This is a genomic window from Providencia sp. JUb39, from assembly GCF_012272845.1.
GTDB classification, from domain to species: domain Bacteria; phylum Pseudomonadota; class Gammaproteobacteria; order Enterobacterales; family Enterobacteriaceae; genus Providencia; species Providencia lanzhouensis.
Genome location: NZ_JAAWXD020000001.1, coordinates 1,578,001 through 1,593,386, shown reverse-complemented (window position 1 = coordinate 1,593,386; position 15,386 = coordinate 1,578,001). Strand labels below are relative to the sequence as shown.

General features: G+C 44.4%; 18 protein-coding genes. 9 read left to right on the top strand and 9 right to left on the bottom strand.

Going from position 1 to position 15,386, the window contains the following annotated elements; translation table 11 throughout:
* Window positions 1-9: 9 nt before the first annotated feature.
* The 9 genes from fliJ to fliR all read left to right on the top strand — a co-directional run bounded on the left by fliJ (window position 10) and on the right by fliR (window position 6,255).
* Window positions 10-453, top strand: coding sequence for a flagellar export protein FliJ (fliJ, locus tag HFU86_RS07115; RefSeq protein ID WP_036951388.1), 444 nt, complete (start codon window positions 10-12; stop codon window positions 451-453).
* Window positions 454-1,869, top strand: a complete 1,416-nt coding sequence (locus HFU86_RS07110; RefSeq protein WP_187128977.1) for a flagellar hook-length control protein FliK — start codon at window positions 454-456, stop codon at window positions 1,867-1,869.
* Between the two features lie 162 nt (window positions 1,870-2,031).
* Window positions 2,032-2,517: a flagellar basal body-associated protein FliL gene (gene fliL / locus HFU86_RS07105; RefSeq protein WP_036951392.1), complete on the top strand. Its 486-nt coding sequence runs from the start codon at window positions 2,032-2,034 to the stop codon at window positions 2,515-2,517.
* Between the two features lie 5 nt (window positions 2,518-2,522).
* A complete protein-coding gene (gene fliM / locus HFU86_RS07100; protein WP_036951396.1) occupies window positions 2,523-3,530 on the top strand; it encodes a flagellar motor switch protein FliM in 1,008 nt (335 codons plus the stop codon).
* A complete protein-coding gene (fliN, locus tag HFU86_RS07095) occupies window positions 3,523-3,939 on the top strand; it encodes a flagellar motor switch protein FliN (protein ID WP_036951399.1) in 417 nt (138 codons plus the stop codon). The genes fliM and fliN overlap by 8 nt, the downstream gene beginning before the upstream one ends.
* 2 nt (window positions 3,940-3,941) lie before the next feature.
* Window positions 3,942-4,439 carry a flagellar biosynthetic protein FliO gene (fliO, locus tag HFU86_RS07090; RefSeq protein WP_132494661.1) on the top strand — a complete coding sequence of 166 codons (498 nt, stop codon included), beginning with the start codon at window positions 3,942-3,944 and terminating at the stop codon, window positions 4,437-4,439.
* Window positions 4,440-4,451: 12 nt separating this feature from the next.
* The gene (gene fliP, locus HFU86_RS07085) at window positions 4,452-5,195 is read left to right on the top strand and encodes a flagellar type III secretion system pore protein FliP (protein WP_132494659.1); all 744 of its coding nucleotides are present in this window, start codon (window positions 4,452-4,454) and stop codon (window positions 5,193-5,195) included.
* Between the two features lie 8 nt (window positions 5,196-5,203).
* Window positions 5,204-5,473, top strand: a complete 270-nt coding sequence (gene fliQ / locus HFU86_RS07080) for a flagellar biosynthesis protein FliQ (protein ID WP_036951410.1) — start codon at window positions 5,204-5,206, stop codon at window positions 5,471-5,473.
* Between the two features lie 2 nt (window positions 5,474-5,475).
* Window positions 5,476-6,255, top strand: a complete 780-nt coding sequence (gene fliR / locus HFU86_RS07075) for a flagellar biosynthetic protein FliR (RefSeq protein ID WP_036951417.1) — start codon at window positions 5,476-5,478, stop codon at window positions 6,253-6,255.
* A gap of 67 nt (window positions 6,256-6,322) precedes the next feature.
* Here the strand turns inward: fliR and HFU86_RS20085 are convergent, their stop codons facing one another.
* The 9 genes from HFU86_RS20085 to HFU86_RS07030 all read right to left on the bottom strand — a co-directional run bounded on the left by HFU86_RS20085 (window position 6,323) and on the right by HFU86_RS07030 (window position 15,376).
* Complete coding sequence (locus tag HFU86_RS20085; RefSeq protein WP_187128976.1) at window positions 6,323-6,466, bottom strand: hypothetical protein; 144 nt, start codon at window positions 6,464-6,466, stop codon at window positions 6,323-6,325.
* Between the two features lie 637 nt (window positions 6,467-7,103).
* Window positions 7,104-7,355, bottom strand: coding sequence for a helix-turn-helix domain-containing protein (locus HFU86_RS07065; protein ID WP_187128975.1), 252 nt, complete (start codon window positions 7,353-7,355; stop codon window positions 7,104-7,106).
* Window positions 7,356-8,079: 724 nt separating this feature from the next.
* Window positions 8,080-9,015, bottom strand: a complete 936-nt coding sequence (gene flgL / locus HFU86_RS07060) for a flagellar hook-associated protein FlgL (protein WP_187128974.1) — start codon at window positions 9,013-9,015, stop codon at window positions 8,080-8,082.
* 49 nt (window positions 9,016-9,064) lie between these two features.
* The gene (gene flgK, locus HFU86_RS07055) at window positions 9,065-10,705 is read right to left on the bottom strand and encodes a flagellar hook-associated protein FlgK (protein WP_132494655.1); all 1,641 of its coding nucleotides are present in this window, start codon (window positions 10,703-10,705) and stop codon (window positions 9,065-9,067) included.
* Window positions 10,706-10,844: 139 nt separating this feature from the next.
* Window positions 10,845-11,825, bottom strand: a complete 981-nt coding sequence (gene flgJ, locus HFU86_RS07050) for a flagellar assembly peptidoglycan hydrolase FlgJ (protein WP_036951441.1) — start codon at window positions 11,823-11,825, stop codon at window positions 10,845-10,847.
* Window positions 11,825-12,940 carry a flagellar basal body P-ring protein FlgI gene (locus HFU86_RS07045; RefSeq protein WP_036951445.1) on the bottom strand — a complete coding sequence of 372 codons (1,116 nt, stop codon included), beginning with the start codon at window positions 12,938-12,940 and terminating at the stop codon, window positions 11,825-11,827. Before HFU86_RS07045 ends, flgJ begins: the two co-directional genes overlap by 1 nt.
* Window positions 12,941-12,975: 35 nt before the next feature.
* A complete protein-coding gene (locus tag HFU86_RS07040; RefSeq protein WP_154604439.1) occupies window positions 12,976-13,710 on the bottom strand; it encodes a flagellar basal body L-ring protein FlgH in 735 nt (244 codons plus the stop codon).
* 80 nt (window positions 13,711-13,790) lie between these two features.
* Window positions 13,791-14,573 carry a flagellar basal-body rod protein FlgG gene (gene flgG / locus HFU86_RS07035; RefSeq protein WP_006657513.1) on the bottom strand — a complete coding sequence of 261 codons (783 nt, stop codon included), beginning with the start codon at window positions 14,571-14,573 and terminating at the stop codon, window positions 13,791-13,793.
* A gap of 47 nt (window positions 14,574-14,620) precedes the next feature.
* A complete protein-coding gene (locus tag HFU86_RS07030) occupies window positions 14,621-15,376 on the bottom strand; it encodes a flagellar basal body rod protein FlgF (protein WP_036951450.1) in 756 nt (251 codons plus the stop codon).
* Between the last annotated feature and the right edge of the window lie 10 nt (window positions 15,377-15,386).

The following is a 15,386-nucleotide window of genomic DNA, read 5'->3' as shown; positions in this document are numbered from 1 at the left end:
AGGAATGCGATGTCCAATAGTCATGCATTAGCAACCTTACTGAGCTTAGCAGAAGATGCCTCAGAGGAAGCGGCTAAAGTCCTTGCACAAGTCCGCCAAACGCACACGCAAATGGCGGAGCAATTGCACATGTTGGAAAACTATCAGTCGGAATATCGGCAGAAATTAAACCAAACGTTGCACACGGGCATGGACTCGGACAAATGGCAAAACTATCAGCAATTTCTTGTGACCTTGGAGCTAACTATTGAGCAGCAACAGCAACAGTTAACGCTCTGGGAACAACGTGTCAGTGACGCCAATCGTCATTGGCAAGAAAAACAGCAACGCGTCAATGCGTTCGATACCTTGATCCAGCGTGCAGAACACACTCAAAGCCAACGTCAAAATCGCTTAGAGCAGAAACAGATGGATGAATTTGCTCAACGCGCGACTTTACGGAGAACCCAATAAATGGACGTCAATGCAAACCTGTTACCGGTTGCCCCTGCCGCTAATGCAGCAAAAGAACAGCCGCGAGACAAGCAGATTGATGAAAATCAAGCACCTGCCGTACCCTTTCAGGCAGTTCTTGAAAACCAGCAATTACCAGAAAAAAATGGTGATAGCGCCCCAACGCTTAATGGCACTGCTAACGAAACGCCTTTGAATCAACAGATCAGTGAGCAAAAACAATCTGATGCAGCCACTGCCGCCTCAGAAAAATCCACTGACGCGCCATTAGCAACGGACAAAATCGCGACCACAGAAAATCAGTTAACTCAAAAACAACAAGCTGAAAATACCTTAGCACAGCTGAATTTCCGCCGTGACCTCAATGCACAATCACCACTGCAAGCGGAGCTATTAACGGGTAAACAAGGCGAGGAACACGCCTTAATTAGCCAATTAAAACAAGCTATGGATGAGCGTATTCAAGCGGCCGCTAACCCGCAAACCAGTGCGGAGAAACCCTCTGCAACTCCGTTCACTCAAACACTGCAACAACTGACAGATGTGGCGCGTAACGTGACGCCATTTGATGATAAAACCTTGGCTGGAGCACAATTGCAGCTCGCCGGGGAAGCCGATGAACCGACACTCGCTTTAATGAGCAAAAAAGAGGTCGGTGAGCGTCGCGATCAAGCGTTATTTGCACTGGATAATCCACGCACAATCCCAACGAAAGATCTGAATCAAGATGCGATGTCGCTTGGTAAAAAAACGCCAGGCACAGAATCATTGTCACAAATCGCCAGTGCAACGGCTGAAAATACCCAGAATCTGCAAAACAGTGCTAAAGGGGCTTTTAGTGTTCAAACTGAAAGCAGCGCATTTAACAATACAGCGACACCTTCTGTAACGCATGTAGCCGGTATTATGGCGACACCATCTGCCACACCAATGCCAACGGCAACGCCTGCAATGCCAACGCCAACCATGAACCTTGCTGCGCCATTTGGTACTGAAGCTTGGCAACAACAACTTAGCCAACAAATGCTGTTTTTCTCTCGCCAAGGGGTTTCTCAAGCGCAAATTCGCTTACATCCTGAAGAGTTAGGTTCCCTAAATGTGCATTTACGTATCGAAGATAATCAAGCCGTGATGCACTTTGTTTCTCCACATAGCCATGTTCGTGCTGCGATGGAAAGCATGATGCCAGTCCTGCGCAGTGCATTGCAGGAAAGTGGTATTCATTTAGCGCAAGGCTCTGTGGGGCAAGATAATTTTAGCGGTCAATCAAACGCGGAACAGCAATCTCGCCAACATGATGGGCAAATTCAGCCAACCCATCCAACAATGGGCGCGGTTGGTATCAGTGAATCTCATGCCAGCGTGAGTGGGGTTAAATTGCCAACACATCAAGGTGGAATTAATACCTTTGCCTAAGAAATAATCTAATGGCGGTAATTTCAGGTCTAAAGCGTCGAGTTACCGCCTTTTTGTTTCGTTTTTCACTCCTTTAACTCTTCCCAATCTAGGGATAATGCTAGAGATCATAAAGTATAAAACTCCGTATGGGTTTGGCATTTACAACAGGAATTTTGCAACATGTCGTCTTCACGCAATCAATCTAAACGTTCGAACAAAGGGTTAATTTTACTGTTTGCCCTCATCGCCTTAGCCGGTGCAGGTTTCGGTGGTTACAGCTGGTGGACGACAAAACAAGAGGCGCAGGAGACTGCGAATGGGGAAGAAAAACGCCCAAATATGCCTCAACCGATTTTTATGGAGTTAGAACCGTTTACCGTTAACCTGCCAGGGGTAAACAATGCGGCAGATCGCGTGCTCTATATCCACATCACCTTACGTCTAGCGAATGAAAAGTCGCGTAAGCAACTTCATGAATACCTACCAGAAGTGCGTAGCCGCCTACTGTTATTGCTGTCAGAACAGCAATCTAAAAACATGGGTACTAACGAAGGTAAGTTGCAATTAATGAAAGATATTAAGGGGACACTTACCCCTACCCTGATCCCAGGCGATACCGATCAGGATATTTCAGACGTGTTATTTACTACTTTTATTCTGCGATAAGACCCATGAGCGATAATATTTTATCTCAGGCTGAAATTGATGCGCTACTCAATGATGATGCGCCATCAAGCGAGCAGCCATCCACGGATCTTCAAGGTAAAGACAACGTTCGCCCTTATGACCCGAATACCCAACGTCGGGTATTTCGTGAACGTATGCAGTCCTTGGAAATTATTAATGAGCGTTTTGCCCGTCAGTTTCGTATGGGGTTGTTTAACATGTTGCGCCGGAGCCCGGATATCACGGTTGGCGCCATCAAAATCGAACCTTATCATGAATTTGCGCGTAACTTGCCAGTTCCAACAAACCTGAACTTGATCCATATGCCACCGCTTCGCGGTACCGCACTATTCACTTTCGAACCTGCGTTAGTGTACATCGCCGTGGATAACCTGTTTGGGGGAGATGGTCGATTCCCTGTTCGTTCGGAAGGCAAAGAATTTACCAATACAGAGCAACGTATTATCAACCGTATGCTGAAGCTGGCTTTAGGCGCTTATCGTGATGCGTGGAAGCCAATTGCTGACGTGGAAGTCGAATATGTGCGTTCTGAAATCCAAGTTAAATTCACCAACATCACCACTTCCCCGAACGATATCGTGGTTACCACCCCGTTCTTAGTGGAAATTGGTAATACCGTCGGTGAATTCAGTATCTGTATTCCTATTGCCATGATTGAGCCATTACGTGAGCGGTTAATTAACCCACCAATGGAACAAGGGCATCAAGAAAATGAAGCGTGGGTAACCAATTTAGTCACGCAAGTAAAACGTTCAGAACTTGAACTGATTGCCAATTTGGTTGAGATCCCGCTGCGTATTTCTCGTTTACTGCAATTGCAAAAAGGGGATGTGCTCCCTATCGAGAAACCTGACCGTCTTATCGTCAATGTTGATGGCGTGCCAGTATTAACCAGTCAATACGGTACCCAAAACGGCCAGTATGCGCTGCGTGTGGAACATTTGATTAATCCTGTTTTAAACACTCTAGATGAGGAAAGTACCAATGAGTGAGGCGAAGAATTCTCTTGATGCATCAACCAACCACAATGAAGAGGATCTGTGGGCTGAGGCGCTGGAACAGCAAAAACAAGCGGAATCCGCCTCCGCAGGTATGCAAAATTTCGATAATTTCGACGGGCAAAATCCATTAAATCAGTTATCTGATGTCGATATGATCATGGATATTCCGGTTCGCCTATCAGTGGAACTGGGTCGCACTAAAATGACGATTAAAAAATTGCTGAGCCTGTCTCAAGGTTCTGTGGTTTCTTTAGATGGCTTAGCTGGTGAACCACTGGATATCCTGATCAACGGCTATTTAATTGCCCAAGGTGAAGTGGTCGTGGTGTCAGACAATTATGGTATTCGTATCACTGACATCATCACACCATCAGAACGTATGCGCCGCTTGAGCCGTTAAAAATGTCTGACGAAACAGCCGCACCTTTGCAAACCGAGGAATCCTTGCAGACATCACCTTCACAGGTTGATTCCGCGCACACTCAAAAGCCTTTTTTGACCAGCACTGTCAGCGGCGAAGGTCACTCCGCACAAGCTATCAACCAAAATGATAGCTTAGCGCAGATTTCAGGCGCTCTTGGCGGGATCATTTTACTGATCTTACTGGGTGCGTGGCTGTTTAAAACATTTGGGTTTGGACGTAATCCGCTTGTTAAGCAACAACTGATTAATGTGAAAGGCCGTTGTACTCTCGGTGGCAAAGAGCGCGTTGTCGTGGTGGAAGTGAATAACGAGTATTTAGTGCTGGGCGTCACATCACAATCCGTGAATTTGCTGCACCAGTACCCTGCACCACTAGAAAATGATGTTGTGAACTTTGCCTCTGAACCGTTAACGTTTCAGTCGATTTTCAAGAAAAAACAGGATGCTGCAAACGCTGTGGCACCTGAAAAACAGTAACCGGAAGCGCCCATGTCACCTTTAAAACCTGCTGCCATTATCAGCGCTCTGTTACTTGTTCTGCCACAATCTGCCTCTGCGGCATTGCCTGCCGTAATCAGCCATACATTGGCCGATGGTGGTCAATCCTGGTCGTTGCCCGTTCAAACGTTACTGTTTTTAACCTTGCTGGGTTTTATCCCTGCAATGTTGCTGATGATGACCAGTTTTACCCGTATTATCATCGTATTAGGGTTACTCCGTAACGCCCTAGGCACACCGTCAGCACCACCGAACCAAGTCTTATTAGGCTTAGCTTTATTTCTCACATTCTTTGTGATGTCCCCGGTTGCCGATCAGGTTTATCGCGAGGCATATCAACCTTTTAGCGAAGATAAAATTAGCCTAGAAACCGCATTAGAAAAAGGCACTGCGCCACTGCGTACCTTTATGCTTGGGCAAACTCGGGAATCTGATTTAGCGCTGTTTGCGCGTATCGCCAAAGTGGGTGATATCCAAGAGGCCAAAGATGTGCCAATGCGCATTTTAATTCCGGCGTTTATTACCAGTGAGCTAAAAACGGCATTCCAGATTGGTTTTACTATCTTTATCCCATTTTTGATTATCGACTTAGTGGTTGCCAGCGTATTGATGGCGTTGGGGATGATGATGGTGCCACCTGCAACGGTTTCATTGCCGTTTAAGCTAATGCTATTTGTGTTAGTCGATGGCTGGCAGTTACTACTCGGTTCCCTTTCCCAAAGCTTTTTTAATTAGGAGCACATATGACACCTGAATCTGTAATGGCAATGGGAACGGAAGCGATGAAAATCGCATTGATGCTGGCGGCGCCTTTGCTGTTAGCTGCTCTAGCAGCGGGTTTAATTATCAGCCTGCTACAAGCGGCTACCCAAGTAAACGAAATGACATTGTCGTTTATTCCTAAGATTTTATCGGTAATTGCGGTATTAATCATCGCGGGACCTTGGATGCTAAACCTGCTTACGGACTATATCCGCACATTGTTTAGTAACTTACCGTTTATCATTGGCTGATCATGTTAACCATTACCAGCGAAACGCTCACGCTATGGTTAAGCCAAGGTTTTTATCCTTTTGTTCGCCTGTTAGCCCTATTTGGTACCGCTCCGTTTTTTAATGAAAAACAGGCAATCAGTAAGGTACGTATCGCCCTCGCATTTTTTACCGTTTTAGTCATTTCTCCACAATTGCCTGTCGCAACCATTCCACTATTTTCAGCGATGGGATTATGGGTGTGTGTACAACAAATCGTGATTGGTGCCGCCATGGGATTAACCATGCAGATGGCTTTCGCCGCGGTACGTCATGCGGGGGAAGTGATTGGTTTACAGATGGGGCTGTCATTCGCGACGTTCTTTGACCCGACCGGCGGTCCCAATATGCCGATCCTTGGACGAATTTTAAATTTAATCACGCTGCTGCTGTTTTTGTCGTTCGATGGGCATTTGTGGCTGATTTATATTCTGACAAACTCATTTGAGCTGATCCCTATCCAAACCGCCCCTCTTCACCGTGATGGTTTTTGGGTATTTTTGCAATTTGCGAATACCATTTTTATCAATGGGTTAATGCTCGCCCTGCCGTTTATTACGCTGTTTTTAATTCTCAACTTGTCCCTCGGTATTCTAAACCGAATGACGCCGCAGTTATCGGTGTTTGTGGTAGGTTTCCCCCTTACATTAACTATCGGTATCAGTATGTTGGGGCTGATTATTTCTATCCTACCACGCTATACAGAACGCCTGATCCATCAAGCGTTTGAGCAGCTGTCGTTGATGTTTAATTTGTGGGTTTGATATGACCTACGGGCTTCTAAGCCGCAGGTCACCCAAGTAATGTTAGCCATTCATTTTACTCAGCCTACTAGCTTTCAAAAAAGTCATTTTCGTCTTCTAGCTCTAATATAACTATCTCCACCGACGTATTACTTCGCTCTTCTATTTCGTAAGCTCTACGATATTCTGGTTTTTTCATCCATTCACTATGTAACTCTGCATGAGTTTTCATTTCTTTCTCCAATAATATTGAAATAAAGAACAATTAATTATTTCGATAAAATCGATTTTTATTAGAACTAGATAATATAAAATACAGTCTGCTTTTATATAAAAAAATGAATCTAATTTTTTAGTTTAAAAAAGCCAATAAATATTGCTGAATTTTCACTGGTGAAAATCAGACCTTGCCAACACAACCATTAGATTAGGAAACATATCTATGATACCAAATAAAATTACCATCCTAGTTAATCATTCAATTTACCCTGTTATTGGTACACGTTACTCGCGCCGAAATTACGAGCATACAACCAAATTAATAGAACACTTAATTGAAAATGTTCCTGACAATCCACTATTAGAAATTATGTGCACTATCATTGAACATTATGAAGAAAATGCTGCTGAGTTTTCTAAATTTAACAATATGTTGAAAACTGAATTAAGCCAGAATTTCATAGCTTAATACAAATTAAAATCTATTTAATCTTTTATCAAAAAACATTTATTTTCTATATATTAACTATATTGTTAATAACTATTAAATTACTTCATCATCAATTACTGAGTGAATATTAATTTCAGTCCGTTTTACCCTATTTCTATCAAGTCGCCATTCATAGCAACAATGTTTGAATTCTCGACACTCACCACTCCTTATCCCAGCCTTTAACCTCACCTAGTGTTGAACCTCGCTCTACTACACGAAGCTCCAACTCTAAGGAAGCAAGAATTTTGAATAATGTTCCAAGTTTTGTTGACTCCGGTTTGCTTTCAAAATCTGAGGCCGTAGCCTGCTTAATTCCCACTAGTTCAGCAGTTTCTGCTTGAGTCAATTTGCTTTTCTTACGATATTCACGAATTGTGGTAGATAGCATAAGGGGAGTTGTTATTTTCATTTTACCTCCGACAATTATCATTTCTTTTATACCCTATAAAGGCTAAAAGAAAATTACCCCCTAAAGGGGATAAATCAAGAATATCCCCCACAAGGGATAAAAGAGAATTATCCTCTAAAGGGGATAAATCAAGAATATCCTCCTTAAGGGATAAAGTACGTTCTATGGTGATAAATAAAAAAGAGTTATATCGGGTAATTAACTGGATGCGCTATTCATGTTTTTTATATTTATACATCTAAGCTGCCTATGTGGCAGTGAACGTTGGATTGTGCCTATCGCGACAGGTTATCAATTTCTAAGCTGCCTATACGGCAGTGAACTCCCTTTAACTTGTCGGCGGATATAACTTACTTTTCTAAGCTGCCTGTACGGCAGTGAACTATAACTTATCAGAGATAAAACAAATCACAACAACCGATTAGCGCAAAATACACAAAAATACCTTCCATTTTCAGTCAATAAATAACCTATTGTTTACTCAGCAATTTATTAAAGAGCAAAAAACAAAGGTCAAATTTATCGTGAAAAATACTATAAGCCAACAACAGAAAAATAAACTCTGTTATTTCGAACGAGAAAAGCGGAAATATAGATTGGAATATAAATATTAAAACGCTAAAAAATTAGGCGAGAAAAATCAGAAGGGAAAATTGAAAATAATCTCAGAAGAAAACCCGCACCCGATACACATGCCACTGCTACAGGGTGCGGTAAAAATCAATTAACGGCCGCCAAATAATGACATGCTGTTTAGATCTTTGAAAATATCTTGAGAAGCTTGGAACATCGCCTTCTCTTTATAATAATCCGTTGTGGCTGCGGTCCAGTTAGTCTCTAACAACTCACTTTTACGTGCCGAATTCTGGATTGAACGGGTATCCGCTAAGAAATCAAGTTTATCAATCTCTTGCAGCTGTAAACCCTGCTTCGCTTCGATATTGGAAATTTGATCCAATGCCGCTTTGATACCACGGTTAGCCGTGTCTATACCCGCTTGCGCTCTGTCTAAATCCGCTTGCGGTGCATTTTCTTGTGGAATGCCCAGCGCTTTGATGCCTTCGTTCAATGCTTTAAACACATTGACCATACCCGCACCATCGGTTTCAAACACTTGTGCGCCTGTGAAATAGGTAGTCATTTCACGCTCACTCGCGACGTTCTGAGTGATTGGCTTATCGCCACCGTGGTACAGCACCTCACCGTCAGCATCAATTTCAAATGGCGGCTTATCGGATTTAAAGCCTGCAAAAATATAGCGACCATTACCGTCAGTGGTGTTACCCAGGGCAACCAATTGATCTTTCAGACCAGTCAGTTGCTCAGCCAGTGAGTTTCGGTCTTTATCACTCAGAGCACCTTGGTTAGAGGCTTGAATGATAGTGGTATCGATTTGCGTCGTGACATCCGTCATTTGAGTCAGAATACTCATTTGCAGCGTCATACCTGTTTTCGCGAAACCACGGCTGGTCACATACTGCTGGTTACGGTTTTCAGACTGGTTAATACGCACGGCTTGGGATGACGCTTGTGGGTCATCCGAAGGCTTATTTACGCGGTTTCCTGAAGCTATTTGGCTCCCTGCCTCCATCCAACGAGATTGAGCGCTATTCATGTCCTGCAAGCGTTGATGGAAAATCATATTGGTACTTAAACGCATCGCTTAAATCCTTATTAAATTCTGATTAAAACCCAGTATTTTTAATTAATTAGAACGCACGCATTAATGCATTGAATAAATCATCAACCGTCTTTAATACCTGAGCATTAGCATTAAAGAATTGCTGAATTTTTTGCATCTGAATGCTCTCTTCATTCATGTTGACCCCTGAAATTTCTTGCTCTTGGCGATAGAAACTTTCGGTCATTTTATTCTGGGTTTCAGAATCAATTTGCGCTTGCTTAGTGCGGCTTCCCACATCATTGACTAATGTTGCGTAAAAATCAGAGAACGTCGAGCCACCATCAATCAGTTTTTGATCTTGCAGCTTAACTAACTCTTTGATGTTTTCGTTGTCTCCTGGACCACCATCTTTGCTGCCTGCTTTTGCAAACTGCGAAGAATCCGTCACTAGCGTTGACATACTGTTAATCACGCCATTCATCGGTTTAACGACGAAAGTATCTCCTTGTGCAGGAGAATTGGTCGTGATTTTGAGTTCAATACCTTCAAATTTCAGTGAGCCTGGAGTGCTAGTATCAACTTTGACGTCAACGCCATCCGGTAAACGGGTCACATTCCATTTGCCGCCATCAAAACGCATTTCATAGTTTTTGCCCGTCACTTGAGAAACATCGCTGTAACTCAGGTCAAAGTCAGTTTTGCCAGTATTGTAGGTGTTGCTGACCACAGAGCCTTTACCAATCGCGAAAAAGTCTTTGCCAGTTTCGCCATTAGAATCAAAGCCTTTTTGGTGGATTTCATTAAATTTAGTCGCGAAAACTAACGCTAATTTATTGATTTTTTGATAAGCAGGGTCGAGCACTTCTTGGCGTGAACGCAAAATACCGCTCAATTCACCGCCTTTGAACGCTTCGTCAGGGATTTCACGAACTTGGTCATTCGCCCCCACAAAACCAATACTAAAACGGCTGTCATCTTTTGAAGATGGCACCGCTTCTAAGCGGTTAGCTTTTTCGCCCGTGACTAACGGTAAACCGTTGGCAAAGGTCACGTTGTAGTTACCGTTTTGCTCGATAACTTTAACGCCAACTAGCGAGTTAACTTCATTCACTAAGCGGTCACGCACATCCAGCAGGTCATTAGGCTCTGAACCACTGACGGAGCGCACGCGCGCGATTTGTTGGTTTAATCCCGCAATTTTTTCTGCGTAGATGTTGATATCTTTCACCTTATTTTCAATTTGGCGGTTGATATCACGTTCCATCTCTTGCAGTTGCTTATCAGCTTCTTTGAATTGAGAAACTAACGCGTTGGATTGACCTAAGAAAACATCAAGCAGCGTTTTGTCGCTCGCATCACTGCTAGCTGTATCCAGTGCAGTAAAGAAGCTTCCGATGCTACCAGACAAGTCTTCGACATCGTTTGTCAGCAAATCATCAACTTTGTTGCAGTTTTTCACATACGCTTCGAAATCACCGCTACGCGCGCGGGATTGGCTATATTGCGCATTAACAAATTCATCAAACTCACGGCGAACATGGCTGAAATAGGTGCCGTTACCAAAATAACCATTAGGTGTCATCGTACCGGGATTCTCCCCGAAAACAGCACTTTGGCGGTGATAGTAACCTACGCCGGCGTTCGCTAAGTTGTTAGAAATAACACTTAACCCGCCTTGCGCAGCGTTCACACCACTGAGCGCATTATTCATTACATTGTTCAGCATAAGCTTTTCCTATTCTTGGGACTGAGCGCTTTGATTGGCTGACTCAATCTCAGCGCTAGCCACTCAAAATTTTTCACTTATTTATTTATCGGAAAATTGGCGCAAATGTTTAGCGCAAACTTTGATTTATTGCGACACTTTAAAAGATATCGTTTAAGTCGATGTTATAAGCTTGAATAGCCCGTGACGCCGAGGTATTCGCCACACTGCCCGAACCACGAATCTGGTTAATTAACGTGATCAGTTTGTCTGAATATCCGGGGTCAGTCGCATATCCCGCTTTATGAAGTCGACGTGCGGCAATTTCAGGGGTTGCGGCATGTTTAACGTCTTTATAGCGAGGATTTTCCGTTAACAGGCTGATATAGTCGGAAATCGCCTCTTCATAGGAACCATAAACACGAAAATCATCGCGCATTTTGATAGTTTTGCCGTTGATCACTTCCGTGGTCATAATATTCGTGACCGGTCCTTGCCAATTTTTACCCGCTTTAATACCGAATAAGTTATGGCTGGTTTTGCCTTCCGCCGTCAAAATTTCGCGTTTTCCCCAACCGCTTTCTAATGCCGCTTGCGCCAGAATTAAGAAATGAGAAATACCGCTTTTTTCACTGGCATTTTTAGCAGGCTCAATCAGTTGATTGATAAAATTGCTGCTATTGAGTGATAAGGATTTGATTTGCTTAAATGGCGATGCCAGTGCATCCCCCATGGCAGGAGCGAATCGTCGTACCATTTGCTCTAAAGCAAACGGCGGTAACGATTGTAGATCCTGCTCATTGAGTGGCATAAAAGCGCCTTGTGCAGGTGAACTTGGCGATTGGTCACGGGTCAGTTGCTGATACATCATTTCCCCAAAACCAAGCCCTTTTTGGGCAAGATCTTGGGCAATTTGCTGGTCGTACATACTGGTCATCATGCGCGTTTGGTCACTGGAAAACATGCCATCCTGCGGTAATGCTGAACGCATACTCTTGAGCATCATTTCCACAAATGTCGCTTCCAGTTGCTGCGTCACTTGACGCAGCCCTTGTTCTGGCGATTTGTTTAATTCGCCTTTTAAACTGGTGAGCGACTGGACATCATACGCAGCCCCTTGTAATAACTGCATATCGCTCATTAGATGATCTCCAATTTCGCACGTAAGCAGCCAGCACTTTCCATCGCTTGCAGAATAGACATCAAGTCTGTTGGCGTTGCCCCTAACGTATTGAGCGCTTGGATAACTTGGTTAAGCTGAACGCTTGCATTCACTTTCTGTAGCGCCCCACCTTGCTCTTTCACGCCAATATTTGTGTTACGAGTGACCACCGTTTGTCCACCAGCAAATGGCGTATTCGGTTGGTTAACTTGGGTTTGACGGTCAACCGTCACAGCTAAGCTACCATGCGCGACCGCGCAACTGTCTAAGGTAACACTGCGGTTGATCACCACAGAGCCGGTGCGTGAATTCAGGATAACTTTGGCTTCTGCCATCGGTGTGCGCACATTCAGCTCTTGAACTCGTGATAAAAAGCGGACTTGGTCTGTATTATTTGCAGGAACGAGTAATTGAACAGTTCGTGAATCTAATGCGCGTGCAGACCCCATTCCCCCCAGACGGTTAATTGCATCTGAAATGTCTTGCGCTAATGCGAAGCTATCTTCGTTAAGTTGCAGGTTGATAGCACCACTTTGCCCAAAGCTACTGGCCAGTTCACGCTCAATCGTTGCGCCATCCGTAATACGCCCACCATTAAGCTGATTGACTTTTACACTGCTGCCACCCGCGCTAGCCCCTGCGCCGCCCACTAAAACGTTACCTTGCGCCATCGCGTAAATTTGCCCATCAACCCCTTTTAATGGGGTCATCAACAAGGTACCACCACGTAAGCTTTTTGCGTTACCCATCGAGGAAACAACCACATCCACCGATTGACCAGAGCGACCAAATGGCGGCATCTTCGCCGTGACCATAACTGCGGCAACGTTTTTCAGCTGCATATTGGTGCCTGGTGGAACGGTAATGCCCATTTGGGACAACATGTTATTTAAGCTTTGAGTGGTAAAGGGCGTTTGCATGGTTTGGTCACCCGTTCCATCCAATCCAACCACTAAACCATAACCAATTAATGGGTTATCTCTCACCCCTTGTACTGTGGTGAGATCTTTAATTCGTTCGCTGTAGGCAGGAGCAACAAATAGGCTCCCGAAAAGGCAAACAAATGAAATGAGAACGAATAATTTGTTTTTCATTGATTTTTCTCGGCTATTAGCTGACGGATATTCACTTAGTAAGGGGATACATTTAAGAAGAAACGCTGTAACCACCCCATTGTTTGGGATTCGTTAATATAGCCATCACCAACGTATTCAATCCGAGCATCAGCCACTTGCGTGGAACTTACATTGTTATCTGCGCCAATCGTGCGTGGGTTAACTACCCCTGAGAAACGAATAGATTCCGTTCCCTGATTAATCGCAATGCGTTTTTCACCCACGACATGCAAATTGCCATTTGCTAATAACTGGTCAACGGTTACTGTAATTGTGCCTTTAAAGGTATTGTTGGCATTTGCGCCACCTTTACCGTTAAAATCGCTGTTTCCCTTCACATCAATTTCTGTGTTGCTACCGCCTAACCAACCTTGCATAAATCCAGGCAGAATCGCTGCCAAAAATCCGGTTTTTCCGCTACGGTTTGCATTTGCCGACGAGTTTTTACTCGCACTCACGTTCTCTTGTAGGTTGATCGTTAAGATGTCGCCAACGTTACGTGGTCTTCTGTCTTCAAATAGCGGCTGGTAGCCGTAGTAAGCAGGTTGAGCACTTTGAAAAATAGCACCGTTAGGAGCGGGTGCTGTGGGTGCAGTCGGTACTGCACTGGTTTGTGTGTCCACCAGCGGGCGTGGCTTAATATGTGCACAGCCATTTAATGTGACCGCCACTGCCGCAACCAAACAGACGGATTTTGTGGTCTGTAACACTGTTTTTTTCCGCTTAGGAACAATACCGTTTTCAATCATCATGCGACTCTTTTGCTACTGGATACCTTTGTCATCACGAAAGGCAGTTCACAATGTTATTCATGAACTGCCATCCTTACTTACAGCTGTGTCAGACGTTGCAGCATTTGGTCTGATGCAGAAACTGCCTTGCTGTTAATTTCGTATGCGCGTTGAGTTTGGATCATGTTCACCAACTCTTCGGCAACGTTAACGTTTGAGGTTTCTAACATACCTTGATACAGCAACCCTGCACCATTAGTACCCGGAGCACTCTCATTCGGTGCACCTGAACTTGCGGTTTCCATATACAGGTTTTCACCCATGCTTTCTAAGCCAGCATCGTTAATAAAGGTGGTTAACGTGATTTGACCGATTTGCTGTGGTTGGTTATCCCCATACACGGTGACAGAAACCGTACCATCACGGGCAATACTCAAGCTGTTGGCATTTTCTGGGATCATGATCGCCGGAACCACTTGATAACCGCTCGATGTCACTAACTGACCATCTTGGTTACGCTGCAAAGCACCATCACGGGTATAAGCATCAGTACCATCTGGCATTTGAACGTGTAAAAAGCCTTGACCTTTGATAGCGATATCCGTGGTCGTGCCAGTTTTGTTTAAGTTACCTTGGCTATGAATACGTACGGTCGCCACTGGGCGCGCACCTGTACCCATTTGTAAACCTGATGGTAATGAAGTTTGTTCTGAACTCATCGCACCCGGTTGACGGATGTTTTGGTACAGTAAGTCTTCAAATACCGCACGTTGGCGTTTAAAGCCATTAGTGCTGACGTTTGCCAAGTTGTTGGAAATCACGTCAAGGTTAGTTTGTTGAGCATCAAGCCCTGTTTTTGCAATCCATAAAGAGCGGATCATAGTCATTCCTTACTAACATTTGCCGACTAGCGGCTAGCTGTTAGTGATTAACTGATAGTCAGTAGTTGATTGGCACGCTGCGCATTTTCGTCTGCGCTGTGGATCACTTTCATTTGCATTTCAAAATGGCGAGCATTGGCTATCATGGAGACCATGGCTTCAGCGGCATTGACGTTACTTCCTTCAATCACGCCGGAAGTCACGATAGCACGCTCGCTCATGGGTAATCCTTCGCCATTTGCTGCTTGTGCCTGAGGAGATAAATGGAATAATCCATCTTCGCCACGGACTAAGTCTTGCGGCTGCGCTTCAACCACTTTGAGGCGACCAATCTGTCCCAACATGGTTGGTGGATCGGTTGCCAGCAAAGCCGTAATGGTGCCATCGTTACCAATGGTTAATTCCGCGTTAGGTGGCACGTTGATAGCCCCGCCATCCCCTTGCAACACACGCTCACCAATCATTAATTCACCGTCTGGCGAAATTTGAATGTTACCGTTGCGGGTATACGCTTCCGTGCCATCGCCTAAAGCGACTGCCAAAAAGTGTTTATCATTCAACGCAACATCCATCGGTCTACCGGTATAGTTCAGTTGACCTTGGCTCATATCCGCACCCGGTGTTGATGCGACAACTAGCGTACGCGTCTGCTCGGTATCACCGTGAATAGGCACTGCGCGCATCGCTGACAGTTGAGCTTTAAAGCCCGCTGTTGAAACGTTCGCAATGTTATTCGAAACAATACTTTGGTTTTCAAGCGCATGACGCGCCCCGCCCATTGCGGTATAAATGACATGATCCATCGCCAGCCTC